This window comes from Erwinia sp. PsM31, assembly GCF_030433775.1.
Classification (GTDB): Bacteria; Pseudomonadota; Gammaproteobacteria; order Enterobacterales; family Enterobacteriaceae; genus Erwinia; species Erwinia aeris.
In genome coordinates, this window is sequence record NZ_JARUWZ010000014.1 from 25,748 (window position 1) to 51,929 (window position 26,182).

Here is a 26,182-nt window from a genome sequence, read left to right on the forward strand (position 1 = left end):
AGCGTCATCATGGCCGCAATCAGCATGAACACTATCAGATCCATGAGTTGCTCCTTTGTTGAGATAATTCCTAAATTATAGCGGATTTTCCTGATTAAAATAAAAGCAATCCGTGCCATTTTCCGCTGGAATCGCTGCGCGAAAAGACCGCGTTTTTGCACCCTGGCGCTTATCTGCTACCCTTGCGACGACAAAAAAAGCAAGCTGAGGAGAGAAATCATGATCGGTAAGAAAACACTGGCCGCTTTTGCGGCGGCGATTCTGCTGGCGGGTTGTCAGTCGGGCGCACACAAAGGTGCGGCGTCCGGCCCGACGGATCCAGAACTGGATCGCTGCGGCGCTTCCGACTACCAGCAGTACGTTGGCAAACCGCTTTCCGCCATTGACGGGCTCCGCTTTGAGCACCCGGCTCGTGCGGTGCCGTGGAACTCAGCGGTTACCATGGATTTTAATCTTAACCGGTTGAATTTTATGGGCGACAGCCAGAATACTATCACCCGCGTCTACTGCGGCTAATACCACTTATTCACCCACCAGTGGCGCAGCCGAATGCCCGTGACGCTGGTCCAGCCGGTGGTGCTTTGCACCACCTTGCTTTTCTTCACGATTAACAGCGTTGGCATCACGTCTGTCTGCCAGCGTGCGGCTATAGCGCCGGTGGGATCGTTAATGACCGGCAGGGTAAGATGTTTACCGTTCAGCAGACGGACGATCTGAATATCGTTGCCGGCATGGTGCACAATGGCCAGCACGTTATAGCCGCTGTTGCTCAGGTTAGTGATATCGCGGGTGGTATAACGACAAACGCTACAGTTGCCACTCCAGAAGTAAATCAGCAGCGGTTTTTTTGCGCTCAGCTCGGCGATAGTAATCGTCCGGCCATCAATAGTATGGAAAATCTGTTGGGCAAAATCTTCTGGCGGTTTCGGTGCGCGCAGCCAGTCCATCAGCCATAACACCACAGCAATCGCCAGCAATAATGAAAAAATCGTCCGCAAGCCCTGTCTGATATTAGCCATGAGCCTGTCCCACCCTGCGCGTCCGGGGCAGATGAGCGCAATACGCCGTTGTAAAGCCTGTAAGCATGTCCTTTTACCTGAGTAGGAGCAACGGATCCGACCGTTGCTGATAAAGAGAAGTCCGTTCACCTTATCATTTGAAATGTCAGTCTCTTTCACGATACGAAAGGTTATCTGATTGTCATACACCTGCAACAGGCGCGCTGTACTTTACACTATTAATAAAGGTGACATTTTGATCTCGCCACAGACAGGTATGCCCGTTTGCTTCCCGCCCCGTGCGGGTTTTTTTTGGGGCGAGCATTATCAGGGCGTTATCAGTAAAAAAATAAGGCATAAGGTAAGCGCACTGCTCCCGCTTCAGAGGCGTTACCGTTCAGGGCGTTTTTCTTCCAGTAGCTGGGTCAGCAAGTTGCGATAGCCCTGCAGTTGGGTTTCATCTATCTCGCCTTCCAGCCTGGCAATAACGGTAGCGATAATCGCTTTGCTGGTGGTTGGTCTGCCGTTACGCATCAGTTCGGTCATGATGGCCGCCAGCAGCTCGCTCTCTTTCGGCGCGTTGAAAGCAGGGCTGTTAAAATACTCGGTGATTTCCCGGCCTGCGCCGGTAGCGTGATGAACCATGGTAAACCTCCTGCAAAGCGCCATCGACAGCCCGGCAATGAGATCGGGAAAGGCTTAACGGGCTAATTTACCAAACCGAATAAATTGCCATTTAGCCTGGAAAATAACCAGGTGGAGATTTTTATTAGTCTGGATGGGCGTAGCGGAATGTCCAGCCGCCGCCGCACTATTTTTTTGTCGTTATGCCGTAGCAAAAAGCGTCGCGAGTGAAGGTTTAACTGAATGCGGCAAAAAGATGAAAATTATCTTTATAAAAATCAGCGAATTGACATTAAATTACTTTTTTTTAGTCATCAGCGCTTGTGCCGCAGCGCTGGTTATGAGTAAATGCACCGTCGGTTTTGAAACAGACACGTATGCGAGCAATTTTAGTAAAGCAGTTTTCAGTTAAAGCGTTATCTCAGATATCTCTTCTTCCTGACTTCCTTCTTGAGTGCCCCATAAGTCTACCCTGTTGACAAACCTCGTGCCTTAACGGCTTTATACTTATTGAAGGAAAGACAAATGTCTAACAAAATGACTGGTTTAGTAAAATGGTTCAACGCTGAGAAAGGTTTCGGCTTTATCTCTCCAACTGACGGCAGCAAAGACGTGTTCGTACACTTCTCTGCAATCCAGAACCAGGGTTTCAAAACTCTGGAAGAAGGTCAGAAAGTTGAATTCTCTATCGAAAACGGCCAGAAAGGCCCTGCAGCTGCTAACGTAACTGCGCTGTAATTCGAGAGAAACTTCTGCTGCGACCTCGTCGGGCAGAAGAACAAAAACCCGCCTTATGGCGGGTTTTTTGCGTTTAGCGTCAGAAGAATTACCCTCTGCCGCCTGTTTTCTGTTTCTGGCTTTGCACGCCAGCCGTTATCCGCCTTCTGAAGCTATCGCTTGTCTTCAGTTGTGGCCTGGCGCCTTTATGGTCTTCTGACCTTCTGACCACCGCTCATTGATGGCTTACCGCTTTGCTATTTATCGCCGGCGAGCGTGCTTTGCGGGCAGCGTCCCACCGTGAAAACAACCGCTTGTGAACCATGCCGATGGCCTGTAACGATGTCTGACCGTTTTGGCGTTCAGGCAGGGAGTTGTTACACTCATGGCTCGCATTCTCCTGCAGAGCATAAAAAAACATGGAATCCTGGAAGGTTAACCTTATTTCGGTCTGGTTTGGCTGCCTGTTTACCGGCCTTGCTATCAGCCAGATTATTCCTTTTCTGCCGCTCTACGTGGAGCAGCTGGGCGTCACCGATCCCAGCGCGCTGACGCTGTGGTCAGGGTTAATCTTCAGCATTACCTTTATGGTTTCAGCCATCGTCTCGCCAATGTGGGGCAGCCTTGCCGATCGTAAAGGGCGCAAGCTGATGCTGCTGCGCGCTTCGCTGGGCATGGGAATAGTCATTTTTTTACAGGCTTTTGTAACCAACGTCTGGCAGCTGCTGCTGTTACGGGCGTTGATGGGGCTGACCTCCGGCTATATTCCCAACGCCATGGCGCTGGTCGCTTCGCAGGTGCCGCGCGAGCGCAGCGGCTGGGCGTTGAGCATGGTTTCCACCGCGCAAATCTGCGGCGTGATTATGGGGCCACTGCTGGGCGGCTTTCTGGCCGACTGGGTCGGGCTACGTGCCGTATTTTTTATTACCTCCTGCCTGCTGCTGACCAGCTTTATGATTACGCTGTTTCTGATCAAGGAAACCGGGCATCGCAAAATCAGCAAAGAAGAAAAGCTCAGCGGCGCCATGGTTTTTCGTTCGCTGAGTCATCCCGGATTAATTATCAGCCTGTTTATCACCACGCTGGTTATCCAGCTTTGCAACGGCTCAATCAGTCCAATTCTTACGCTGTTTGTGCGCCAGCTGGAGCCGAACGTAGAAAACATTGCCTTTATCAGCGGCGTAGTGGCAGCCATTCCCGGCGTATCGGCGCTCTTTTCCGCGCCCCGACTGGGCAAGCTGGGCGACCGCATCGGCGCGCAGCGCATTTTATTTGCCGCGTTAATGCTGACGATAGTGTTGTTTCTCGCCATGTCGTGGGCAAGCAGCGCCTTACAACTCGGTGCGCTGCGTTTTCTGCTGGGGTTTGCCGAAGGCGCCATGATGCCGGCGGTGCAAACGCTGCTGCTGCGCTACTCCAGCGACCGCATTACCGGACGGATTTTTGGCTATAACCAGTCGTTTATGTATCTGGGTAACGTGGTCGGGCCGCTGATTGGCTCAGGCGTTTCCGCCATCGGCGGTTTCCGCTGGGTCTTTACCGCCACGGCGATCGTGGTGCTGATTAATACCGTGCAGCTGATGCTGGTCTGGCGGCGCAGAAAAGCGGCTGCGGCGGCCTGATCACGCCTCGTTTGCGGCTTTAGCCTTTTAAGGTTTTTCGCGCTTTCCCGCAAGGAAAGCGTTAAGCGTGGTTACGCCGGGTAAAAACAGGGGCTAACAGGAGTTTTCTGCATTGTCGGCTCGTGTGGCGACGCTTACTATCAGCGCCATTGTTACCATGAGGAAAGAGCAATGAGTCGTTTGATTAAAGCAGTGAGTGTGGTCGCGCTGGTAACAGCATTGAGCGGATGTCTGTTCCCGCCGCCGGGCGGCGGTGGCGGTCACGGCGGTTGGGGCGGCGGCGGCCCACGCGGCGGTTTCTCCCAGGGGCCGGGCCGCTAACGGATGACGGGCCGGCGTGGTTTACGCCGGCGCTTTTTTTACCAGTACGTTTCTCACAGCCGCTTGCCAACAGCATGGCTTGTTCGCTATCCGCCATAAAATTTAATCAGTATAAATAACAATAGTTTATCCAATCCTGCGCACGGCATGCTTCGCTTTAAGATGGCCGATCTCCCTGTTAATGCCAGGCTTATCAAGTCTGATAATACAAAAGCATAACAAGAAAGGAGCCTGTCGTGAGCTATCAAAACGCTATCGTCCTGCAGGATTTACCGCAGCTGAAACCGGTCAGGGTGCCCATTGGGGAGCAGGAGATCCTGCTGATTCGGCAAGACGATGAAATCAAGGCCTACCAGGCCAAATGCCCGCATTCCGGCGCGCCGCTGGAGCAGGGCGCTATCCGTGACGGCTATCTGGTTTGTCCCTGGCATAAGGCCAATTTCGCCATCAGCGACGGCAGTCTGTGCGAGCCGCTGGCGCTAAGCGATCTGCAACGCTATCCGGTCAGGGTCGAGAACGGCATGGTGCAGGTGGATCCCGAAGCGCTTCCCCCGCTGTATCAATTTGCAGAAGAAGAAGATGAGCCGGTGTTCGCGATCCTGGGCACCGGCGCGGCAGGCGCGGCGGCGGCCTGGACGCTGCGTCGGGAAGGCTTTAAGGGAAGGCTGGTGCTGGTCGATCGCGAACAGCAGGCACCTTACGATCGCACCGTGCTGAGCAAATTCGTGCCGTCCGGCAAGATGGCGATTGATGAGGTGCCGCCTCTGCTGGATGACGATTTCTGGCACTATGCCGAACGCAAGCACGGCGACGTGGAGCAGCTGGACAGCCGCGAGCAGCTGCTGCGCTTTGCCGATGGCTCCACTCTGCATTATGACCGGCTGCTGATTGCCACCGGCGGGATCCCGCAGCGGCCCGATTTCAGCGGCAAGGCGCTGTTCGGCGTACACGTGCTGCGCAGCCTTGAACAGGCGGCGACGCTGTTGCAGGAGGTGGATGAAAGCAGTCAGCTGGTGATCGTCGGCAACAGTTTTATCAGCATGGAGCTGGCTTCTGCGCTAAGAGCCAAAAAAGTGCAGGTGCAGGTTATCGCGCCCGATGCGCTGCCGTTTAAAAAGCAGTTCGGCGAGCAAATCGCGCGCTATTTTCGGGAGCTGCATGAAGAAAACGGCGTGGAGTTTATCGAAGGCGAAGTGGCCGCGCTGCAGGGCGAGAAAGGCCACGTCAGCGGCGTCGAGCTTAAAAACGGTCGCGTGGTGCCCGCCACTGCCGTGCTGCTGGCAACGGGCGTCGCGCCCGGCACCGGGTTTATTCACGATCTGCCGCTGAACGATGACGGCAGCCTGACGGCCAGCGAGGAGCTGGAAATCGCGACCAACGTCTGGAGCGCGGGCGATATCGCCACCTGGCCCGCCGCTTCCGGCCCCATGCGCATCGAACACTGGCGCGTGGCGCAGCAGCAGGGCCGGGTGGCGGCGAAGAACATGCTTGGTCGCGGCGAGAAGTTCGATCGCGTGCCCTTTTTCTGGACGGCGCAGTTCGGCACGCGCTACGAGTATCTGGGTCATGCCAAAGAGTGGGATGATTTTCGGCTGTTCGGCTCGCTGAAGGAAAAAACCTTTGTGGCGCTCTACGGGCAAAGAGGCCAGCTGGCCGCGGTCGCCTCCTGCGGGCTGTATACCTTTACCGCCGATCTGGTGCGTCGGATGCAGCAGCCGATGACCATGGCCGAAGGCGCGGCGCTGGCGCAAAAAGCGCTGGGCTGAATACGCATTCAGCCCCTCCGTAATGAGGGGCTGAAGTGGGTCAATCTTTACTCATCCGTTCCGACTTGTTCATGCACTGCTGCATCGCTTCCATGACCGCCGCACGGAATCCTTTCTCCTCCAGCACTTTTACCGCTTCGATGGTGGTGCCGCCTGGCGAGCAGACCATATCTTTCAGCTCGCCGGGATGCTTGCCGGTTTCCAGCACCATCTGCGCGGAGCCTTTTACCGCCTGCGCCGCAAACTGATAGGCCTGCGCTCTTGGCATCCCGCCGAGCACCGCCGCGTCGGCCATCGCCTCGATAAACATAAAAACGTAGGCCGGCGCAGAGCCGCTGACGCCGACCACGGCGTGGATTTGATATTCCGGCACCAGCGCCGCCTTGCCGAAGCCGTTAAAAATCGCCACGATTTCATCCGCTTCTTCTTTGGTCACCAGCACGTTCGGCGTCACGGAGGTCATGCCTTCATTGACCAGCGCTGGCGTATTGGGCATTACGCGCACCAGTTTGCGATCGTGCCCCAGCGCCTGCGCCAGCGAATCAAGCGTGACGCCAGCCGCGATGGAAACCACCACGGTATCTTTGTTCAGGCAGCCGGAAATTTCCTTGAGTACGCTAAGAATAACGTTGGGCTTCACCGCGCCGAATAAAATATCGGCCTGTTTCGCGACTTCTTCCGCGCTGCTGCCCGGCGTAATGCCGTACTGCTCGTGCATGGCCTGATTCGTTTCGGGCTTGCGATCGTAAACCCAGATGTCTTCCGCTTTCACCTGGCCGGCGGCAACCAGGCCGCCAATAATAGCTTTCGACATATTACCGCAGCCGATAAAACCGATTTTTTTCATCATCCTTCTGCCTCTTTTTGTCTTTTCATTCCGTTCAGCTTACGTCATTACCCGGCTTAATTCAGCTTCGGCTACGCTTAAGCAACAACCAGGAGCCGCAGATGAATCTAAAGAAACAAAATGAAATGGACAGCCGCCGCTATCCGGTTCAGGAGCATATGCGCCTGCAGCGGATTGAATGGCGGATACAGCGTATTGGCTATCTTTTTCTGTTTACTATCGTGATCCTGGGCGCCTGCGGGCTTTTCTCAAAAGGGATGCTGAGCAACAAACGGGTGAAGTCGGCAGACGGCGCCCTGGAGGTGGAATACGAGCGTTTCGGGCGGCTGGCGAGCGATATGTCGATGACTATCCGCATCAGGCCGCAGCAGGACGGTGACTTCAGGCTGGTGCTCAACGGCGAGGAGATGGACAACTTTCAAATTCAGTCGCTTCAGCCGCAGCCGCAGCAGGCGTTCAGCCGTGGCAATGCTCTTGAACTGCACTGGTCTTCTCCTCGCTATCGCGAAGGCGCGACGGTGTGGATTGGCCTACAGGCGCAGAACCCTGGCCGCTATCCGGTTACCGTGACGCTGGACAATAAAACCAGCGTGCAGTTTACCCAGTGGATTTATCCTTAGGAGCCAATTATGGAAACCGTTTTGCGGGCTGCCAGTATGTATTTATTGCTGCTGGTAGTGTTGAAAATCGCCGGACGCCGCACGCTGATGGAGATGACCTCGTTTGATTTGATCCTGCTGCTGATTATCAGCGAGGCGACTCAGCAGGCGCTGCTGGGCAACGATTTTTCGGTCACCGGCGCGTCGCTGACGATTATCACTCTGGTGGTGGTCGACATCCTGTTCGGCATGTTGAAGGCGCGTTTTCCCCGGCTGGATATGCTGATTGACGGCACGGCGCTAATCCTGGTGGAAAACGGCAGTCTGCTGCCGGAAAGGGCCAGAAAAGCGGGCATTTCCGAAGAGGATATCCTGAATTCTGCCCGCAGCACCGCCGGGCTGGAGCGGCTGGATCAGATCAAATTCGCTATTCTGGAGAAGAACGGCAAGATCAGTATTATCCCGCAGCGCTAAGATGCGGTGAATAACAGGTTGCCATTCCTGAAAAGCCAGGCAAGATCGCAGGCAGTGTTGTGTTGATAAAGGAAAGGGCGATGCCAGTCTGGGTAGATGCCGATGCATGTCCAAAGGTAATTAAAGAAGTGCTGTATCGTGCGGCGGAGCGCGAGCAGGTAATGGTGACGCTGGTGGCGAATCAGTCGCTGAGCGTGCCGCCCTCGCGTTTCTTACGCACGCTGCGGGTGCCGGCGGGTTTTGACGTAGCGGATAATGAAATTGTTCGTAGGGCGCAACCCGGTGATCTGGTGATCACGGCAGATATTCCGCTGGCGGCGGAAGTGATGGAAAAAGGGGCCGTGGCGCTGAATCCGCGCGGCGAACGCTACAGCGAGGCGACGATAAAAGAGCGGCTGACCATGCGCGATTTTATGGACACGATGCGGGCGAGCGGCGTGCAGACCGGCGGCCCTGCGACGCTGAACCAGCGCGACCGTCAGCAGTTCGCCAACGAGCTGGATAAATGGCTACAGGCGCAGCGCGGCAAATAGCAAAAGGCGGGGAAATCCCCGCCTTTCATTTATGCAACCAGCCTCGACCTTATTCAGACAAAGCTGTCGTCGTCGTCAAAACCGCCGTTGTCGAAATCATTATCGTAGTCGCTGGCGTAATCCTGCGGCAGTCCGGCATCCTGATTCAGGAAGGGGGCGTCGGTGCCGTTGTTAAACGTATCCAGATTATTGTCGAAACTTTCCTGCGGCAGCGCCGGTTCGTTAATAATGTTTACGATCTCTTCCGGCTGCGAGTGGTGGAACATGCTGGTCAGCATATCCGCCATCACTACGCCGCCCGCCACGCCGACCGCCGTCTGTAGCGCGCCGCCTAAAAAGCCTCGGCCAGCCGAAGGCGCCGCGGGCGCAGAATAGGGCTGCTGCGCGTTATTCCACGGCTGCTGCTGCTGCTGTGGTGCATTGCCCCAGGCAGACTGCTGCTGTGGCGCGTTGTAGGATTGCTGCTGCTGCTGCTGCTGCTGGCGGCCGCCGCCAAACAGGCCGGAAAGAAAGCCGCCGCTGCTTTGCTGCGGCTGGGCCGCCAGCTTCGCCTCTAATTCGCTCACCCGATTGTTCAGCTGTTTCAGGGCCGCTTCCTGGATCAGGATCGCCTGCGCCATGTAATAAGGCGCGCCAGGCTGCTGCTGAAGCTGCTGCTGGATCAGTTTTTCTGCGGCGGCATCACGCGGGCCGGACTGGGTTTCAGCCTGTTTCAGTCGGCCAAACAGGCTTTCAATTAACTTTTGTTCTTCGCTCTGCATAAGAGATCCTCATTAACGGGCTGTCCCTTTATTTTGGGGCAGAACCGGGGAAAGTAAACGAGGTTCGGGTAAGGAAATGTTGCCGGGCTTACCGCCAGGCTAAAATGTATGTAACGGAAGGTTTACATGCTATTTTTGCTTTATATCAAAGGGATGTGCTGTTTCTCCCGTGCAAGGGGTGTAAAGAAAAAGTGACTGCTGGTGACAAACAAGAATTCTCGGTATGATGCCTGCCTCTCATTATTCACTGCCGGTTGCTGCTAAGCGGCCAGTAAACAAGGCTGAGGAATTTTTCGCCATGTCCTTACCCCTCTATCTTATCGGCGCGCGCGGCTGCGGAAAAACCACGGTTGGCCAGGCATTGGCGCTGGCGCTGGGCTACGCCTTCAGCGATACGGACAAACATCTGCAGCAGACCACCGGACTGACCGTCACGGAAATTGTTGCGGCTGAAGGATGGCAGGGCTTCCGGCAGCGCGAGTCGCTTTCTTTACAGGCGGTAACGGCCGATCGCACGGTTATTGCTACCGGCGGCGGTATGGTGCTGGCAGCGGAAAACCGGCAGTTTATGCGCGAGCACGGCCAGGTTATCTATCTGAAAGCCGATGCCGCCGTACTGGCCGCCAGGCTGGAAGCCTATCCGGAACAGGCGCAGCGGCCCACGTTAACGGGCCGACCTATTGCTGATGAAATGGTCGACGTGCTGGCCGCCCGCGATAAGCTTTATCATGAGGCGGCCCACTATATTATCGATGCCATGCAGCAACCTGAGGTCGTGGTTGAGGAAATTATTAGCGTGCTGGCGCTGGCTCGCGCCAGTTAAACCTACGATTTTTCCCAAGTTGCGCAGAGCGGACAGAGAATTATCAGCCTTTGTCTATACTTGAAGTACGGAAGCTGGCCGCGCGGTAAATCCCGGCCAGCTCGGTAATACTTTAAGGAGGGAAAAGATATGCCTGGCAGACCGCCCTATCCTCGTGAAGCGCATATTGTTCCGATAAAAAAAGGAACGGAAGAAAATTGTGTCACCTGGTACGAACTTCGTGCCGATCATCCTAAGCCGGATACGCTAATCAGTGAGCACCAAAGCGAGCAGGAAGCGGTCGACGCTAAAGCTCGTTATGAAGATATCGAAAAAGAGTAACGTATGACGGCATGGACGCCGTAAAACACCGGGGCACAGCAAGGCGTGGTTAAAATGTAAGCGCTACCACCTGTAATTCAGGCGAATCTTCTGCCAAAACGACCGCTGCTGTTGCGACAGCAAGCTGTTTGGCTCAAGCAAAAAATAATTTTGCGGCAGAAGACAAATTACCAACATAATTTGCTGTGTATTGATATTTGTATCATGGGATCCGGGCTTGACCGAAAGCGACTGGCGTCATATTTTCGCTGCAAGTTTATAAGCCTGACGCTTCCATCGCCTTTAACTGGACAGACCATTGACCGAGATCTTCACCACTCCGCTTTCCCATCCAAATCCGTCGTCTTTTTCCGGAACTGATATCCTGTTTTCCGGAAGTTTTATGTCCGACGTGTTTAATGAGGCAGAAAGCAATACCCACAAACTGGCTACCTTAACCTTAGGAAAGGCGCCTCGCAGAGATCTGCTGCCTCTGCTGCTGGAACACCTGCCTGAAGAGAATATCGCACACTTCGGATTGCTTGACGGCCTTTCAGCGGCCGACATCGAACAGCGTTATGGGCCGGTAGCGGGCGAAAAGGTGACGATGACGCACATGGAGGATGGCTCTTTCGTCATTCTCTCTGCCGCGAAGGTCGAGGCATCCCTGCAAAAGTTGATCAACAAGCTGGAAGCGGAAGGATTTGAAAATATTCTGGTTCTTTGCGCAGGCGAGTACAAAAACCTTAAGACCAGCAGCGCTGTTCTGCTGGATGCGTACCGTATGCTGCCGCCGTTGGTTAACGCCATTACCGACGGCCATCAGGTCGGCGTCATGGTGGCGCGAAAAGAATATCTGGGCGAGCAGGGCTATAAGTGGCAAAGTCTGTCTTCAAGACCTCGCTTTGCCGTAGCCAATCCCTGGGTAAAGCACGACGACGAGCTGATTGACGCCGCGCTACAGCTTCAGGAGCAGGGCGCCGATGTTGTGGTGCTGGACTGCCTGGGCTATCAGCAGCGTCATCGTGATTTCTTACAAAAACTGCTGGGTATCCCTGTACTGCTCTCCAACGTGCTGCTGGCCGGACTGGCCGCAGAGCTGGTAGCGTAACGATTACGGGCCGCCCGTTTTCATCTCTGATAAAGGATAGTGCCATGCTCAACGTCAGCGAGTACTTCGAAGGAAAAGTGAAATCGATCGGGTTTGACAGCGCCAGCACAGGGCGCGCCAGCGTCGGCGTGATGGCGGAAGGAGAGTATACTTTTAGCACCGGCGATCCGGAAGAGATGACCGTGGTCAGCGGCTCGTTTAAAGTGCTGCTGCCGGGCGAAACCGAATGGCGTCACTACGATCCGGGCCAGGTTTTCAACGTGCCGGGCCACAGCGAGTTTCACCTGCAGGTAGCCGAACCTTCTTCCTACCTTTGCCGTTACCTGAAAGCGTGATGCAGAGAGGCCGGGCATCCGGCCTTCGTGCTTCCTGGCTTTGCCGGTATCTGCAAGCGTGATGCAGAGAGGCCGGTTATCCGGCCTTCGTGTTTCCTGGCTTTGTCGTTACCTGAAAGCGTGATGCAGAGAGGCCGGGCATCCGGCCTCCGTGCTTTGCTTAACGCTGCGCTTCGCCGCCCAGCGCTTCGATAGTATTGGCTATCAGTGCAGACAGCTCGCCGGTCATCAGGATAAAGTCGGCATCAAAGCGTGCCGCCACGTCTTCCCTGTCGATGTCGTCATTCTGCTCGCGCAGCGTATCGGCGAACTTCAGGCGTTTCAACGATCCATCGTCCGACAGCACCAGCTGCACGCGTTCCTGCCAGTCCAGCGCCAGCTTCGTCACCAGCTTGCCCGCTTCGATATGATTAGCGATTTCATCGCACACCAGATCCTGCTTTTTACAGCGGATCACGCCGCCGTCTTCCAGCAGCGCTTTCAGCTCCGCTTCATCCATCAGCGCAAAGCCCGCCGGCGTATCACCGGAGCGAACCCATTCGGTCAGCGTCAGCTCAATCGGGCTTTCCAGCGTTAGCGGTACCACCGGCAGCGACCCCAGGCTTTTACGCAGCAGGGCCAGCGTATCTTCCGCTTTTTTGGCGCTGGCGCAGTCGACCATAATCATGTTGTTAACGGTGTCGATCCAGACAAAGGTCTGGCTGAAGCGGCTGAAGGCGCGCGGCAGCAGGCTGTGCAGCACTTCATCCTTTAACGAATCCTTTTCCGTTTTCTTCAGCTTGCGCTGCTGCTCCGCTTCCAGCTTGCTGATTTTCGCTTCCAGCGCCTGTTTGATCACCGGCGACGGCAGGATTTTCTCCTCTTTGCGGGCGCAGATCAGGATCTGTCCGTTATTGACGTGGGTCAGCGCATCGCTTTTGGATCCCATCGGCGCAACCCAGCCGGTTTTCGCCATGTCCTGACTGCCGCAGGGAGTGAAAGAGAATGCCTCAAGTTGTTTTTCCATTTCGTCTGCCGCCAGCGGGATCTCGCGATTCAGACGATATACCATCAAATTTTTAAACCACAGCATTGTACTTTCCCTCTCCGGCGCGTCATGCGCGCTCATTCAAAGTCAGCGCGCATGATAGCGAATCGGCGACGGGGTTTCATTGCCTTTTGTCGTTATTCTCCGACCAGCATCGCATCGCGCGGCGCGCTGGCGCGCTGGGCTTTGGTCAGCAGGAAATAGCCGTAGCCAGCGGCCATTAACAGCGCAAACAGCCCGCCAATAACCGGGTTAAACCACAGCATCGCCACCAGGCAGACCAGCGCCAGCAGCAGCGCGATGCCGGGCACAACAGGGTAGCCTGGCGCGCGGAAACTGCGTTCCAGATCCGGCGCGCTACGCCGCAGACGGAACAGGCTTAACATACTCATCAGGTACATTACGATGGCACCAAACACCGCCATGGTGATCATCGCCGCCGTCAGCGTCATGCCCTGAAGATTGATCCAGCCGTCGCTAAAAATGGCGGCGATACCAATCACGCCGCCGGCGATAATAGCGCGGTGCGGCGTCTGAAAACGGGAAAGCTTCGCCAGCCCGGCGGGCAGGTAGCCCGCGCGAGAAAGCGCGAAGAACTGGCGCGAATAGCCGAGAATAATGCCGTGGAAGCTGGCGACCAGGCCAAAAAGACCGATCCAGACCAGCATATGCATCCAGTTAGAGTGCTCGCCGACAATCATTTTCATGGCCTGCGGCAGCGGATCGTTGATGTCCGAAAGCCTGCGCCAGTCGCCCGCGCCGCCCGCCAGCAGCATCACGCCAATCGCCAGCACCACCAGCGTCAGGATCCCGGCGATATAGGCCTTAGGGATGGTGCGTTTGGGATCGCGGGCCTCTTCGGCCGCCATCGCCGCGCCTTCAATGGCCAGAAAAAACCAGATGGCAAAAGGGATAGCGGCAAAAATGCCGGAGACGGCGGGCAGGCCGAAGCTTTCGCTGCCCGCCCAGCCGTGCGCGGTAAAATTGCTCAGGCTGAAGCCCGGTGCGACCACGCCCATAAAGACCAGCAGCTCGATCACCGCCAGCACCGTCACCACCAGTTCAAACATGGCCGCCAGCCTGACGCCCAGGATATTCAGCGTCATAAAAATCAGGTAAGCGCCGACCGCGGCATATTTGGGATTCAATCCCGGATACTGCACGTTAAGGTAAGCGCCGATCGCCATGGCAATGGCCGGGGGAGCGAAGACAAACTCAATCAGCGTCGCCATACCGGCGATCAGCCCGCCGGTTTCGCCAAAGGCGCGGCGGCTGTAGGCGAAAGGGCCGCCCGCGTGCGGAAGCGCCGTGGTCAGTTCGGTAAAGCTGAAGATAAAGCAGGTGTACATAAGGGCAATCAGGGCGGTCGTCACCAGAAAACCCATGGTGCCCGCTACGCCCCAGCCGTAGCTCCAGCCGAAATATTCGCCGGAAATGACCAGGCCTACCGCAATGCCCCACAAATGTATCGTGCCCAGAGTAGGCTTTAGCTTGCTTGTCATATCGCTGTTCCCGCCAGTAAGTGTTGATTGATAATGCAGCCGTCGTCCCGGGGAAACTTGACGCGGGCATAAGGATTTTTGCGCTCTGCTGTCAACTCACAAGCAAAAAAAGTGCCCGCTGTACGCTAAAGTCAAAAGAGGGTTACCTGCGGTCAAGCGATTGAGGAAGCGTCACGCCATGCTGGTTCAGGCCGTATCAACTTCTTTCGGGAGCCACACTGATGACCAGCCAATATGACGACCTGACCAATGCCGCGCTGCTGGCGCTTGCCCACCGCGCTCTGAGCCGCTATCCGGCCGCTTTACAGGGCAAACTCAGCCTGCTTTGCCGCTCGGAGAACGCTACCTTTCTGCTGGAGGCCGCCGGAAAACGCTATGCGCTGCGCCTGCATCGCGGCAATTATCATCAGCGCGCCGATATCCTCAGCGAGCTGCGCTGGCTGGATGCGCTGCGCGAAACGGGTATCGTAGTGCCGCAGGCGCTTGCCGATCGGGAAGGGCAGACCGTTCAGGATTTGCGGCTGGCGGACGGTAGCCTGCGCCACGCGGTGCTGTTCGACTGGATCGAAGGCGAGATGCCGGACACCGACGTCGATCCCCGCGCGTTCCAGGATCTTGGCCAAATCACCGCGCGGCTGCATCAGCACAGCAAAAGCTGGCAAAAACCGGCGGGTTTCCAGCGCATCATCTGGGATCATCAGACCATGGTCAGCCCGCAAAGCCACTGGGGCGACTGGCGAGACGCGCCGGGCTTGCGGCGTGACGATCGCGGCGTGGTGGAGCAGGCCATTACCCGCGCTGGCGAAGAGCTGGCCCGATTCGGCAAAGATCCTTCCCGCTACGGCCTGATCCATGCCGATCTGCGCCTGACCAATTTGCTGCGGCATAAAGGCGAAACGCGGGTGATTGACTTCGACGACTGCGGCATGGGCTGGTATCTGCACGATCTTGCGGCAGCCATCAGCTTTGTGGAGCACCATCCTCGTGCAGCGCAATGGGTGGACAACTGGATCAAAGGCTATGAGCAGGTGGCGCATATCAGCGATGCGGAGCTGGCGCTGGTGCCGACGCTGCTTATCCAGCGCCGTATACAGCTGCTGGCCTGGGTCGGCTCGCACGCGCAGACCGCGATGGCGCTGAGCCTGGGGCCGCTGTGGGCCGATCATTCGGTGCGCCTCTGCCATCGCTACCTGGAAACCAGCGAGCTACCGGTGGGCGCTTAGCCGCCAGCTGGTATAGAAATTGCTGAGTAAGCAGAGTGTTTTCTGCAGCGAGGCGATAAATAATGGAAAGCGGAGCGATCAAACGGCCTGAGATGGCAGCGGTGCTGAATGCTGGCTGTAACCATGGCGTGCTGGCCGCCGCTGCCAGCGGCCTCGGTGAATTTATCACGGAAAAAGGCGGCGACGTCGACCGCATTTTCGGCGTCAGCGGCATCGATCCGGAGCAGCTCGCCAGCCCGACGCTGAGCCTGGGGCTGGTTAACTACTGCCGGGTAATGGAGGAAGCGGCGCGCTGCTCAGGGTTTGATAACTTCGGTTTGCACTACGGCAGGCAGTTTAAACCGCAGTCATTAGGCCTGATTGGCTATGTCGGGCTTTGCTCCGCCACGCTGGAGCAGGCGCTGCACAACGTCGTCAACGCTTTTCCGTGGCATCAGCACGATACCCTGACGCGGCTGACCGACAAAGGCGACTGCTGGCGACTGGACTACCAGGTACGCCACGGCGCGATTTTATGCCGCAGGCAGGACGCCGAGCTGACGATGGGCATGTTTATGAACCTGATCCGTCACGTTGCCGGCAGGCACTGGGCGCCAAGAGAAGTGCACTTTGAACATCCCCGCCCCGAGCAGTGGCATGAGCACTGCAAAGTCTTTGACGCACCGGTTTGGTTTGAACAGCCCTGTAATGCGATGATCATCCCTAAAAAAGATCTGGCGCGCGCGATGCCGGAAAGCGATCCGATGCTGCTGCTGGTGATGCAGGACGCGATCCGGCGTCTGAACAGCGCGACGCCGCGCCAGAGCGTGGTCGATCGGGCGCGTTCGCAGGTGCGTCTGATGCTGATGCAGGGCGAGCCGGCGCTGCCCGAGGTGGCAGAAAAAATGGGCATGTCGAGCTGGTCGCTCCAGCGCCGCCTGCGCGAAGAGAACCTGAGCTTTACCGCGCTGGTGGATAAGGTGCGCTGCGAGCTGGCGACCTCGTATTTACAGCAGCGGCAGCTGCCGGTATCCGAAATGGCGCTGCTGCTGGGTTATTCAGAAGTCAGCGCCTTTTCGCGCGCTTTTCGGCGCTGGTTTGGCGTCAGCCCGCGCCAGTGGCGGCAGGCCAGCTAGTCCGGCTTAAGCTCGATAGCCATTGAAGCCGGCCAGCTAGTCAGGCTTCAGCTCGATAACCATTGAGGTCGGCAGCGAAGGCGGCGGCGGCGGCAGGTTTTCCGCGCTGCCGATCACGCCCCATGCTTTCAGGCAGAGCTGTTCATCGCCCCGGGTGCTCTGTACGCCGTAGCGGCCGTTCTGGCGCCAGGTGACGGTGACGGTACAGGTGCGTCCATGATAGCGATGCGCATTGTAAAAATTGCGCTGAATGCCGTACTGCATCTCAGCAAAATAGCGACAGTTATTCTCCGTGCGGCCGCTACAGACTTTATCCGCCCATGCCTGCATCTCCTGCGGCGTGGCCGGTACAGGACGCGGCTCTTCTGGCGGAGAGTGGCAGGCCGTCAGCAGCAGCGCCAGCAGCGTCAGTCCGCTTTTAATCATTCCCGATGGCATTTTTTTCCCATGATTACTAAAGGTTTTCTGATGTAAGCCGATAGTTTAGCCTGTTAGCCTCAGGCTGACAGGTTATTCCGGCGATCCTGGGCCATTTACAGATTATTTCCCTGTTGTGGCCAGGCAGTAAAATACCGCTTGTTCGTCAAACGCTATTATTTCCTGTGTTTTTCTGCATCATTATTGTATTCTGCGCGCGGACGCTGGATGTATTTTTTTATTCATGGAAAAGAAAAGAATGAAATATCGTTATAACCTTGTTGCTTTTTCTTTATTAAGCTGCGCGCTGCTTAGCGGCTGCGCCACCGAATCCTCCCGAGCTATTGAAGCGCCGCAGGTAGCTGCCGCCAGCCAGCCGGTATATCAGGGCGCAAAAAGCCCGATAGCCATTGGCAAATTCGATAACCGCTCTTCTTATATGAACGGTATTTTCTCTGACGGCGTGGATCGCCTGGGCAATCAGTCTAAAACCATTCTTATTACTCATCTGCAACAAACCGGTCGTTTTAACGTGCTGGATCGTGCCAACCTTGATGAGCTGAAAAACGAAGCGGGCTATAAGCACAGTACTCAAACGATTAAAGGCGCGGATTACGTTATCACCGGCGATATTACCGAATTCGGTCGTAAAGAAGTCGGCGATCAGCAGCTGTGGGGCATCCTGGGCCGCGGCAAAACGCAGGTAGCCTATGCAAAGGTCAACCTGAACGTTGTCGACGTGGCGACCTCAGAAGTGGTCTACTCCGTGCAGGGCGCGGGCGAATACGCACTCTCCAACCGCGAAGTCATCGGCTTTGGCGGCACCGCCAGCTACGACTCCACGCTTAATGGCAAGGTCATGGACCTGGCGGTACGCGAAGCGGTAAATCATCTGGTCAGCGGTCTGGAATCAGGCGCGTGGCGTCCGGTTAAATAACGGAGAAAAAAATGCGAGTAATAAAATATACCGCAGCGGTTGCCACGGCACTGCTGTTAACCGCCTGCGCGCAGAAAAAAGAAAATATCTATTACTGGGGCGACTACCAGAATTCGCTTTACAGCTTTTATCAAAACGGCAGCGCGCCGGAAAAAGAAATCGCTACGCTGAATAAAGTGATTGAAGAGGCGAAAGCTAAAAATAAACCGGTGGCACCGGGCCTGCACGCGCAGCTGGGATTACTTTATGTTAACGCTGGCCAGCCCGATTTAGCTTTCCAACAGTTTACCGCCGAGAAAACGGCTTTTCCTGAGTCCGCTTCTTATATGGATTTCCTGATGCGTAATAAGCAGGGAGCAAAATAATGAAAAAGCTTTTCGCCTTTACCGCTCTGCTGGCCGTTATCACGCTGACCGGCTGTGCAAAAAAAACGCCGCATGACTACAGCGCGTTTCGCGCCAGCAAGCCCGCTTCCATTCTGGTGCTGCCTGCGGAAAACCACACAACGGATATCGCGGCGGCGCACAGCCTTACTTCGCTGGTCACCCAGCCGCTGGCGGAATCCGGCTATTACGTTTTCCCCGTGGCGGTGGTTGAGGAAACCTTTAAGCAGAACGGTCTGAACAACGCCACGGATATTCGCAGCGTTTCCACCACTAAGCTGCACGATATTTTTAACGCCGACGCGGCGCTGTATATCGATATCAACACCTACGGCACTAAATACCTGATCGTGGACAGCGAAACGCGCGTGACCGCTTCGGCAAAACTGGTGGATTTACGCAGCGGCAAGCAGATCTGGAGCGGGTCGGCGACGGCCTCCGATAATGAGAGCAGCAACAACAATCAGTCCGCGCTGGGGATGCTGATCGCCGCCGCCGTGCACCAGATCGCCAGCAACGTCTCGGATAAAGCCCATGATGTCGCGGCCATTACCAGCGCCCGCCTGCTGACGGCTGGCGACGACGGCGCGCTTCTGCCCGGCCCGCGCGCTAAGGCCGGGAAGATCTGACGGTTTACCGTCTGGCTAAGTAAAACGGTGAAGCCTGATAGTTTACCGTTTGGCTAAGCAAAACGGTGAAATTTGATGGTTCACCGTCTGGCTAAGCAAAACGGTGAAATTTGATGATTTGCCGTCTGGCTATGTAAAACGGTAAAATCTGATAATTCACCGTTTGGCGAAGGCAAAACGGCCCGGCCCGCGTGAATGCGTGCCGGGCCGTTGCTTTTTCACGTTGCAGGGCGTTAGTCAGTCGCGCCCGACGGCCGCCGCGTTTTTACTGCGGTTGCTGGCGTAGATAAAGAACAGGGCGATGCCGAGACAAACAATGGCGCCCAGACGACTGGCCGAAAACGACACGGCCGCGTTGCCCAGCCAGCCAAAATTATCAATCAGCATACTCATCGCTAGCTGGCCGAAGATCACCGCCACCGTGGCGACCGCCGTCCCGATACGCTGTACCGCCAGCACCATAATCACAATGTAGGGAACGCCGCACAGCGCGCCCAGCAGCTGCCACTTCGGCACGTCAAGCAGGCTGACCGCCTGCTTCGGTTCAAAGAAAAAGATCAGCAGAGCCGTAATCAGCGCGCCGACGGAAAACGTCAGAAAGGCGCAGCGGAACACGCCCACTTTACTGCCCAACTGGCCGTTGATCGCGGCCTGAATGCTCAGCATCGCGCCGCCAGCCACTGCCAGAATAATCATCAAAATCGTTATCATTGTTTTACCCCCTTGCCACCAATACCAGCGCGACGACAATAAATAGCAGCGCGATCAGGCGCTTGCCGTCCGTTTTTCTTTGCGGCGTGCCCAGCAGGCCGAAGTGATCGATGATCAGGCTTTTAAACACCTGCCCGGCAAGAATGCCGATCATGGTCATCGCGACGCCGATGGTCGGCGTGGCAACGGTAAGGATAACCACGTAAATCGGCCCCAGTACGCCGCCCAGCAGCTGCCAGCCGGGCTGGGCAAAAAACGATGGGCTGTTGCGCGGGCTGAAAAAAAGCATCAGCAGAAAGGTCAGCGCGGCGCCAACGCCAAAAATACTGAAGGTTGCCCACAGGTCGCCCACTTCTCCGCCCAGCGGCCCTAACAGGCCTGCCTCTACGGACAGGCCCATACCGCCGGCAATAACCAGGACAATCAATAAAAGTTGCATAGCAAAATTTCCCCGTTAATCAGGCGCGGAAGGTTACAGCGGTCGAGAGATGATAGAAATGCTATAGTGCGGTAAACACTTTTGCAGGAAATGCATTAATGCCGGGTCTGGAATCGGTCAATCTGCGCGCGATAAAACTCTTTATTGCGGTTTACGATGCGCAAAACTTCTCGGCGGTAGCCAGACGTGAGGGCATCTCCGCCTCTCAGGTGTCGCGCGTGATCCATCAGCTGGAGGATTCGCTGGGCCAGCAGCTTTTTTATCGCAATACCCGCGCGATAGCGCCCACGGAAAGCGGGCGGCTATTTATCGATTATGCGCGCGGCATAACCGGCAATATGGAGGAGGCGCGCAGAACGCTGCACGAAAGAACGCTGGCGCCTTCTGGTCTGGTACGGATTAACGCGCCAATCTACTTTGGCCAGCGGCATGTCGCGCCTGGCCTCGCGGCATTAGCCGAACGCTATCCGCAGCTGACCATCGAGATGATGCAAACCGATGACTATATCGATCCGCATAAAGAACCGGCTGATGTGATCTTTCGTATCGGCGCGCTGACCGATTCTTCTTTTCACGCCCGCGTATTCGGCACGCAATACTATTATCTGGCCGCTTCGCCTGAGTATGTGCGTAAGCATGGCGCGCTTGTCCATCCCGACGAACTGCATCGCCACCGCTGTCTGGTTTACCGCGGTTCGTCCGGCCCGAACCGCTGGTTTTTCCGCCAGCCGGGCAGGGAGTGGATCCACTATCCCGTGTCGCCGCTGCTGGCGTCAAACCATGCGGAAACGCTGCTGGTCGCCGCGCTGGGGGGCATGGGGCTGCTGCTCTACCCGGACTGGCTGATCGGCGACAGACTGCAAACGGGCGAGCTGGTCAGGCTGCTGCCGGATTTTGCTGCCGCTATCACTACCGAGCCGCAGCATATCGCTGCGATTTACCCCCATACGCGGCATCCTCCTCTTAACGTCAGGGCGGTCATCGACCATTTTGTTGAGGCTTTCGGCTCGCCGCTTTACTGGCAGATTCAGCCCGGCACTTCCAGTCGGCTGTAACCCAGTCCGTTGATTTTGCGCACCTTGATCTGCACCGGGATACGCTCTTTCATCGCTTCCACATGGCTGATTACGCCAATGGTTTTACCGCTGGCGTTCAGCGCATCCAGCGCATCCAGCGCGCCGTCCAGGGTGGCGGCATCCAGCGTGCCGAAGCCTTCGTCCAGAAACAGCGATTCGATCTGCGTTTTATGGCTGACCAGATCCGAGAGCGCCAGCGCCAGCGCCAGGCTCACCAGAAAACTTTCGCCGCCGGAAAGGGTGCGCGTATCGCGCAGCGCGTCCGCCTGCCAGGTATCCACGACCTGCAGCTCCAGCGCCTCCTGCGATTTGCGCTGGAGCAAATAGCGGCCGTGCAGGCGGTTTAGCTGGTTGTTCGCCAGCCAGACAAGATGATCCAGCGTCAGGCCCTGGGCGAATTTGCGGAACTTATCGCCTTCCTTCGAGCCGATAAGCTGATTGAGATAGCTCCAGTCTTCTACCTGGCGCGTTTCCTGCTCAATGGTCGCCAGCAGGTTTTTTTGCTGTTCGCGGCGATCCGCATCACTGCTGAGCTGCTGTCGCGTCTCGCCCTGCTGACGGGCGTTTTCTTTCAGCTGTTGCGAGAGGCTCTCCACGGCGGCGTGCAGCGCAGAAGGATCTTCTGGCAGATCCTGCGGCTTTTCCGGCAGCGCCGTCAGGGTTTTTTCTGCCTGAGCCAGCAGGATCGCTGCCTGCTGGCGTCGCTGCTCGTGCGTTTTCTGTAGCGCCTGCAGCTGCCGCAGCCGATCTTCATCCAGCAGCGCCGCCGTAAAGGTCGCCTCGCTGCTGAAGTCGCTGGCTTCCAGCGCCGCGCTAAAGGCCTGCTGCGCCTGTTCCAGCCTGTGCGTCAGCACGGTCAGCTGCTCGTCCAGCGAATTATGCTGTCCGGTCAGGGTATTTAACTGGTTCTGCCGCTGCTGCCACTGCTGCTGTAGCTGCTGGCCGCGCTCAAGATGCTGCTGCGACAGCGCGCGCAGCTGCTGCTGCACCTCGGCCGCCACCTTGTCGCCAAACAGCTGTCGCCGCTGGTCGCGCAGGACGGCCAGCGCCTGTTGACCGGCCTGGCTGCGCTGCTCACGCTGGATCAGCTGCGCCTGTTCACGCGCGATCTCTTCCTGCAACGCCTGCTGCTGCGCGGCCAGCGCGGTCAGCTGCGAAGCCGAAGCCGTCAGCGACTGCGCAACAGTGTTCCACGCATCCCACTCTTTCTGTCGTTCATGCAGCCAGTTTTCGGTTTCCTCCGCCGGCGGCAGCGTCAGATCCCGTTCGGCCAGCGCAGCGCGCAGGCTGTCATGCTGCTGCTGCGCCTGCTGTTGTTGCTGGGCGAGCGACTGCTCCAGCTCTTCCTGCGTTCTGACAGAAGTAAGCAGTTGCTGACCTGCCAGCTCCTGCTGCTGCTTCATCTCGCTGAGCGCTTTCTGCATTTCCGCCAGCCGATCTTTCTGCTGCTGAAGCTGGCGGGCGCGCTGCTGCAAATCCAGCAGCTGCGTCTGCGTTTCGCTTTCCTGGCGTTCCTGAGCGGTCAGCCAGTCGCTGGTCTGTTGCAGATCGTCCGGCGAAGCGCTCAGGCCCAGCGCCTGCGCCGTGCTCTGCCACTGTTCGCGCAGGCGCGCCGCTTCGCTGTCGCTTTCCGTCAGCTCACGCTGCAGCTTTTCCAGCTGCGCCTGCAGGCTTTTCACCTGTTCGCCTCTGGCGGTGCCGCGATCCTTCAGCTGGTCGACTTCCAGCCTTAAGGCGGCAAGGCGCTGCTGGTTTTCAGAAAGCTCAAGCGCCTGATAGTCGGCGACGGCGGGATGCTGGCAGGAGCCGCACAGCGGGCAGGGCTGTTCCGGCTCCAGCCGGGCGCGATACTGCTCCAGATCGGCGATGCGCTGCTCCAGCTCGCAGCGTTTTTCCAGGTCCTGCAAATGCTGCCGCTTCTCTTTCCAGCCGCTACGCAGGTTTTGCAGATCGGCCTGCGCCTGCTGGAGCTGCTGCTGCAACGCGGTGCGATCGTTGTGCTGGCTTTGGCTTCGCTGCATCAGCGGCGGCCACTGCGAGGCGATCAGCGCCAGGCGTTGCCGCTGCGGCCGCTGCTGCTGTAGCCTGGTCAGCGAGGCCTGTAGCTGCTCTTCGGAACGCTGCTGCCGCTGGCTGGTTAACGCCGCTTCGGCTTCCGCGACCTGTTTTTGCTGCGCTTCAAGCTGAGCCTGCTGCGGCTGCGCCTGCTGTTCCGCCTGGGCAATCTGCTGCCGTAGTCGGCTGACCGCCTGCTGCTGTTCGTGGATACGCTGGCGCAGCGCGGCCAGCGCCTGTTCGCTTTGCTGCCGCTGTTCGAAGCGCGCGCGCCACAGCGGCAGCGATTCTCCCCAGTGGGCAAAATGGGCGTGCTGCTGCTGCCAGCGCTGCTGCTCCTGCTGGCGGGCCGCGTTTTCCTTGTGCTGGTTTTGGGCCTGATGCAGCGCGGCCTGGCGCGCGTTAAGATGAAGTTGGTAATCGCTTACTTCTTTTTCCAGCGCCTGGTTCTGTTGGGCCAGCGTGTCGATACGGTTATCCAGCGGCAGCAGCTGTTCGGCGATCAGCGTCTCCTGCTGCTGCCTGTCGTTTTCGTGCTGCTGCCGGGCCGCCTCCGCCTTTTTCAGCTCGTCGGCCAGCTCGTCCAGCTGCTGTTGAGCCTGCTGGCGCTGCGTATTGATATGCTGCTGCTGCTCAGCGAGCGCGAGCCGATCCTGCCGATGCTGATTGCGCAGTAGCCACTGAGGGCGCAGCTTTTCCGCCGGTTCGGCCTGTTGCAGCCGGTTCAGCTGCGGCATCGCTTCCTGCCAGGCCGCTTCCACCTCCTGCTGCCCGGCGACGGCCGCTTCTTTTGCCTGTAGCGCCGTCTGGTACTGCTGGTGCCAGTGCAGCAGCTGCTGCCGATGCTGAAGCTGCGAAGTGAGCGCCTGCTCCTCTGCCAGCAGCCGGGCTGACTGTAACGTAAGTTGTTGAACCTGTTCATTATCCAGCAGCGCCATCCCGGCGGCCTGCGCCCGCAGATTCTCCAGCGCGCCACGGGCGTTTTTATGCCGCTCAAAAACGCTGGCGGAAAGGCGACCGTAGATTTCCGTGCCGGTCAGCTCCTCCAGCAGCTCGGCGCGGCTGTTGGCGTCGGCGTTAAGAAAGGCGGCAAACTGTCCCTGCGAGAGCATCATCGACTTGGTGAAGCGCTCAAAATCCAGCCCGGTCAGCTCGGTCAGCATCTCCAGCTTGTCTTTTACCTTGTCGGCGACGATTTTGTTATTGTCGCAGCGGGCCAGCTCGACGCGCGGTGCCTGAAGATTGCCGTCTACGGCACCGCGTGCGCGGTTCTGGCTCCAGAACGCCCGCCAGGCGACGCCTTTTACTTCAAACTCCACCTCGGCCAGGCATTCTGAGGTATCCCGCGTCATCAGGTCGTTCTGTGACTGCGACAGCTTACCCAGCCGCGACGTTTCGTGATAAAGCGCCAGGCAGATGGCATCCAGCAGCGTGGTTTTGCCCGCGCCGGTCGGGCCGGTAATGGCGAACAGCCCGTTGCTGGCGAACGGTTCGGCAGTAAAGTCAATTTTCCATTCACCTTTCAACGAGTTGAGGTTTTTAAACCTTAGCGTCAGGATCTTCATGATGGCTCCTCCATGTCCGCCAGCGTCTGGCTGAACAGCAGCGTGGCGCGCGCGATGCGCTCCGGCTCTTCTTCTTCGGCGGCCAGACGGCGCTGAAAGACTTCCTCCACACTCAGCTCGCTCAGGGTTTCGTTGTTCTGCCGGCTGATAATGCTGTCGCGCTGCTCGCGGCTGCGGCGCAGCAGCACCACCTCGACCGGCAGGCTTTCCGTCAGTTCCTGGATACGCCGCTGGAGGTCGTTGAGCCAGGTTTGCGTGGCGATTTCGATATCCAGCCAGACTTTCTGCCCCGTTTCCGGCGGCTGGATCTCGCGCAGCTGGCGCTCGATCTCTTCCAGCGAGCCTTTAATCATCTGCATGGGCTGAAAGAGCGGCACCGTCAGCGGCATGACCTGCTGTAGCTGGCCGTCGGCGAAATCGACCAGGAACACGCTTTTATCGCGTCCCAGCTCGTCAAAGCTGAGCGGAATGGGCGAGCCGCTGTAGCGAATATGATCCGTATCGGCGATGCGCTGCGCGCGGTGAATATGGCCCAGCGCGATATAATCCGCAGGGGGAAAGGCCTGGGCGGGAAAAGCGTCCAGCGTGCCGATATAGATGTCGCGTACGGCGTCGCTTTTGGTGACGCCCATTGTGGTCAGATGGCCGGTGGCAATAATGGGCAGCGGCAGCTCGCCGCGTATTTGCACCGCTGCCGCGTAGCTGCGCTGATAGTGGTGAGTAATCGCTTCCAGCAGCGTCTGCTGTTTTTCCCGTCCCGACTGACCCGCTTTGCTGACGGTAATATCGCGGGGGCGTAAAAAAGGAATAGCGCAGAGCACCGCGCCGGGCTGACCGTCCCGCTGGTTCAGCATCAGCACCTGATCGGCCGGATCCTCGCTGGCGGCGGCAATCACCCGCGTATTCAGACAGGCCAGCAGCTCGCGCGATTCGTTCAGCATGGCGACGGAGTCGTGGTTGCCCGCCAGAATAATCAGCTGGCAGCCGGTCTGATGCAGCCTGACCACAAACCGATTGTAAAGCTCGCGCGCGTAGCTGGGCGGCGAGCCGGTATCAAACACGTCGCCCGCGACGATCACGGCATCGACCTGATGTTGCTCAACCTGTCCGACCAGCCATGTCAGAAAAGCGTCATGCTCCGGCGCCCGGCTTTTGGTGTAAAAAAACTGGCCCAGATGCCAGTCGGCGGTATGAATAAGTCGCATAGCGTCCCTTCAGTGTCAGGTAAGCGAAACGCCGATTATAAACGCCTGGCCAAAAAACCTCAGCTAC

29 protein-coding genes are annotated in these 26,182 nt (G+C 57.4%); 18 read left to right on the plus strand and 11 right to left on the minus strand.

The window, feature by feature from the left end; all coding sequences use genetic code 11:
- The first annotated feature begins 219 nt into the window (after positions 1-219).
- Entirely contained in the window at positions 220-516 is a 297-nt protein-coding gene (locus QCD69_RS12675; protein WP_253455121.1) for an I78 family peptidase inhibitor, read from the plus strand.
- Here the strand turns inward: QCD69_RS12675 and QCD69_RS12680 are convergent.
- Together QCD69_RS12680 and QCD69_RS12685 are read right to left on the minus strand one after the other, a co-directional pair.
- Positions 513-1,019 carry a redoxin domain-containing protein gene (locus QCD69_RS12680; RefSeq protein ID WP_301252275.1) on the minus strand — a complete coding sequence of 169 codons (507 nt, stop codon included), beginning with the start codon at positions 1,017-1,019 and terminating at the stop codon, positions 513-515. The two genes, QCD69_RS12675 and QCD69_RS12680, sit on opposite strands and share 4 nt — an antisense overlap.
- Positions 1,020-1,388: 369 nt before the next feature.
- A complete protein-coding gene (locus QCD69_RS12685; RefSeq protein WP_301252276.1) occupies positions 1,389-1,643 on the minus strand; it encodes a biofilm development regulator YmgB/AriR family protein in 255 nt (84 codons plus the stop codon).
- Positions 1,644-2,147: 504 nt separating this feature from the next.
- On the opposite strand from QCD69_RS12685, the gene cspE reads away from it, so the two are divergent.
- From cspE to QCD69_RS12705, 4 genes are all read left to right on the plus strand, one after another.
- On the plus strand, positions 2,148-2,360 hold the full coding sequence (gene cspE, locus QCD69_RS12690) for a transcription antiterminator/RNA stability regulator CspE (protein ID WP_125288360.1): 213 nt from the start codon (positions 2,148-2,150) through the stop codon (positions 2,358-2,360).
- Positions 2,361-2,758: 398 nt separating this feature from the next.
- Positions 2,759-3,961 carry a multidrug efflux MFS transporter gene (locus QCD69_RS12695; protein ID WP_301252277.1) on the plus strand — a complete coding sequence of 401 codons (1,203 nt, stop codon included), beginning with the start codon at positions 2,759-2,761 and terminating at the stop codon, positions 3,959-3,961.
- 171 nt (positions 3,962-4,132) lie between these two features.
- On the plus strand, positions 4,133-4,282 hold the full coding sequence (locus QCD69_RS12700; RefSeq protein WP_301252278.1) for a hypothetical protein: 150 nt from the start codon (positions 4,133-4,135) through the stop codon (positions 4,280-4,282).
- A 236-nt stretch (positions 4,283-4,518) separates the two neighbouring features.
- Entirely contained in the window at positions 4,519-6,048 is a 1,530-nt protein-coding gene (locus tag QCD69_RS12705; protein ID WP_301252279.1) for an FAD-dependent oxidoreductase, read from the plus strand.
- A 40-nt stretch (positions 6,049-6,088) separates the two neighbouring features.
- Here QCD69_RS12705 and proC read toward each other — a convergent pair whose 3' ends face one another.
- Entirely contained in the window at positions 6,089-6,898 is an 810-nt protein-coding gene (gene proC / locus QCD69_RS12710) for a pyrroline-5-carboxylate reductase (RefSeq protein WP_253455115.1), read from the minus strand.
- Positions 6,899-6,996: 98 nt separating this feature from the next.
- Here proC and QCD69_RS12715 point away from each other — a divergent pair, with 98 nt between their 5' ends.
- The 3 genes from QCD69_RS12715 (at position 6,997) to QCD69_RS12725 (ending at position 8,501) form a co-directional block, all read left to right on the plus strand.
- A complete protein-coding gene (locus QCD69_RS12715; RefSeq protein WP_301252281.1) occupies positions 6,997-7,515 on the plus strand; it encodes a hypothetical protein in 519 nt (172 codons plus the stop codon).
- A gap of 9 nt (positions 7,516-7,524) precedes the next feature.
- Positions 7,525-7,968, plus strand: coding sequence for a DUF421 domain-containing protein (locus QCD69_RS12720; RefSeq protein WP_253455113.1), 444 nt, complete (start codon positions 7,525-7,527; stop codon positions 7,966-7,968).
- A gap of 80 nt (positions 7,969-8,048) precedes the next feature.
- Complete coding sequence (locus QCD69_RS12725; RefSeq protein WP_301252283.1) at positions 8,049-8,501, plus strand: YaiI/YqxD family protein; 453 nt, start codon at positions 8,049-8,051, stop codon at positions 8,499-8,501.
- A gap of 53 nt (positions 8,502-8,554) precedes the next feature.
- Here the strand turns inward: QCD69_RS12725 and QCD69_RS12730 are convergent, their stop codons facing one another.
- Entirely contained in the window at positions 8,555-9,262 is a 708-nt protein-coding gene (locus QCD69_RS12730; RefSeq protein ID WP_301252285.1) for a DUF2076 domain-containing protein, read from the minus strand.
- Positions 9,263-9,560: 298 nt separating this feature from the next.
- Here QCD69_RS12730 and aroL point away from each other — a divergent pair, with 298 nt between their 5' ends.
- The 4 genes from aroL (at position 9,561) to ppnP (ending at position 11,831) form a co-directional block, all read left to right on the plus strand.
- Positions 9,561-10,085, plus strand: coding sequence for a shikimate kinase AroL (gene aroL / locus QCD69_RS12735; protein WP_301252286.1), 525 nt, complete (start codon positions 9,561-9,563; stop codon positions 10,083-10,085).
- 129 nt (positions 10,086-10,214) lie between these two features.
- Complete coding sequence (locus QCD69_RS12740) at positions 10,215-10,406, plus strand: YaiA family protein (protein WP_125288368.1); 192 nt, start codon at positions 10,215-10,217, stop codon at positions 10,404-10,406.
- Positions 10,407-10,788: 382 nt separating this feature from the next.
- Positions 10,789-11,496, plus strand: coding sequence for an AroM family protein (locus QCD69_RS12745; RefSeq protein WP_253455109.1), 708 nt, complete (start codon positions 10,789-10,791; stop codon positions 11,494-11,496).
- 44 nt (positions 11,497-11,540) lie between these two features.
- Entirely contained in the window at positions 11,541-11,831 is a 291-nt protein-coding gene (gene ppnP / locus QCD69_RS12750; RefSeq protein WP_253455108.1) for a pyrimidine/purine nucleoside phosphorylase, read from the plus strand.
- Positions 11,832-11,991: 160 nt separating this feature from the next.
- Here ppnP and rdgC read toward each other — a convergent pair whose 3' ends face one another.
- Positions 11,992-12,903 carry a recombination-associated protein RdgC gene (gene rdgC / locus QCD69_RS12755; RefSeq protein WP_253455107.1) on the minus strand — a complete coding sequence of 304 codons (912 nt, stop codon included), beginning with the start codon at positions 12,901-12,903 and terminating at the stop codon, positions 11,992-11,994.
- 92 nt (positions 12,904-12,995) lie between these two features.
- Complete coding sequence (eat, locus tag QCD69_RS12760; RefSeq protein ID WP_301252287.1) at positions 12,996-14,360, minus strand: ethanolamine permease; 1,365 nt, start codon at positions 14,358-14,360, stop codon at positions 12,996-12,998.
- Positions 14,361-14,578: 218 nt separating this feature from the next.
- Between eat and QCD69_RS12765 the strand changes: the two genes are divergently transcribed.
- Positions 14,579-15,583, plus strand: a complete 1,005-nt coding sequence (locus tag QCD69_RS12765) for a phosphotransferase enzyme family protein (RefSeq protein ID WP_301252332.1) — start codon at positions 14,579-14,581, stop codon at positions 15,581-15,583.
- A 62-nt stretch (positions 15,584-15,645) separates the two neighbouring features.
- Positions 15,646-16,698: an AraC-like transcriptional regulator QhpR gene (gene qhpR, locus QCD69_RS12770; RefSeq protein WP_301252289.1), complete on the plus strand. Its 1,053-nt coding sequence runs from the start codon at positions 15,646-15,648 to the stop codon at positions 16,696-16,698.
- A gap of 36 nt (positions 16,699-16,734) precedes the next feature.
- On the opposite strand, the gene QCD69_RS12775 is transcribed toward qhpR, so the two are convergent.
- Complete coding sequence (locus tag QCD69_RS12775) at positions 16,735-17,136, minus strand: cell envelope integrity TolA C-terminal domain-containing protein (RefSeq protein ID WP_253455104.1); 402 nt, start codon at positions 17,134-17,136, stop codon at positions 16,735-16,737.
- A gap of 238 nt (positions 17,137-17,374) precedes the next feature.
- Between QCD69_RS12775 and QCD69_RS12780 the strand changes: the two genes are divergently transcribed.
- From QCD69_RS12780 to QCD69_RS12790, 3 genes are read left to right on the plus strand one after another with little or no spacing between them, the layout of a single operon-like run.
- Entirely contained in the window at positions 17,375-18,052 is a 678-nt protein-coding gene (locus tag QCD69_RS12780; protein ID WP_253455103.1) for a CsgG/HfaB family protein, read from the plus strand.
- A gap of 11 nt (positions 18,053-18,063) precedes the next feature.
- The gene (locus QCD69_RS12785) at positions 18,064-18,417 is read left to right on the plus strand and encodes a DUF4810 domain-containing protein (protein WP_253455101.1); all 354 of its coding nucleotides are present in this window, start codon (positions 18,064-18,066) and stop codon (positions 18,415-18,417) included.
- Complete coding sequence (locus QCD69_RS12790) at positions 18,417-19,064, plus strand: DUF799 domain-containing protein (RefSeq protein ID WP_301252291.1); 648 nt, start codon at positions 18,417-18,419, stop codon at positions 19,062-19,064. Before QCD69_RS12785 ends, QCD69_RS12790 begins: the two co-directional genes overlap by 1 nt.
- A 237-nt stretch (positions 19,065-19,301) precedes the next feature.
- Here QCD69_RS12790 and QCD69_RS12795 read toward each other — a convergent pair whose 3' ends face one another.
- Together QCD69_RS12795 and QCD69_RS12800 are read right to left on the minus strand one after the other, a co-directional pair.
- Positions 19,302-19,772, minus strand: coding sequence for a DMT family transporter (locus QCD69_RS12795; protein WP_253461091.1), 471 nt, complete (start codon positions 19,770-19,772; stop codon positions 19,302-19,304).
- Between the two features lie 7 nt (positions 19,773-19,779).
- Positions 19,780-20,214, minus strand: coding sequence for a DMT family transporter (locus tag QCD69_RS12800; protein WP_253455097.1), 435 nt, complete (start codon positions 20,212-20,214; stop codon positions 19,780-19,782).
- A 98-nt stretch (positions 20,215-20,312) separates the two neighbouring features.
- Between QCD69_RS12800 and QCD69_RS12805 the strand changes: the two genes are divergently transcribed.
- Positions 20,313-21,269 (plus strand): LysR family transcriptional regulator, encoded by a 957-nt coding sequence (locus QCD69_RS12805; protein ID WP_301252292.1) that lies wholly within the window; start codon positions 20,313-20,315, stop codon positions 21,267-21,269.
- Here QCD69_RS12805 and QCD69_RS12810 read toward each other — a convergent pair.
- Positions 21,242-24,910, minus strand: a complete 3,669-nt coding sequence (locus tag QCD69_RS12810) for an SbcC/MukB-like Walker B domain-containing protein (RefSeq protein WP_301252293.1) — start codon at positions 24,908-24,910, stop codon at positions 21,242-21,244. The genes QCD69_RS12805 and QCD69_RS12810 overlap by 28 nt on opposite strands.
- Positions 24,907-26,115: an exonuclease subunit SbcD gene (gene sbcD / locus QCD69_RS12815; protein ID WP_253455092.1), complete on the minus strand. Its 1,209-nt coding sequence runs from the start codon at positions 26,113-26,115 to the stop codon at positions 24,907-24,909. Before sbcD ends, QCD69_RS12810 begins: the two co-directional genes overlap by 4 nt.
- Positions 26,116-26,182 lie beyond the last annotated feature (67 nt).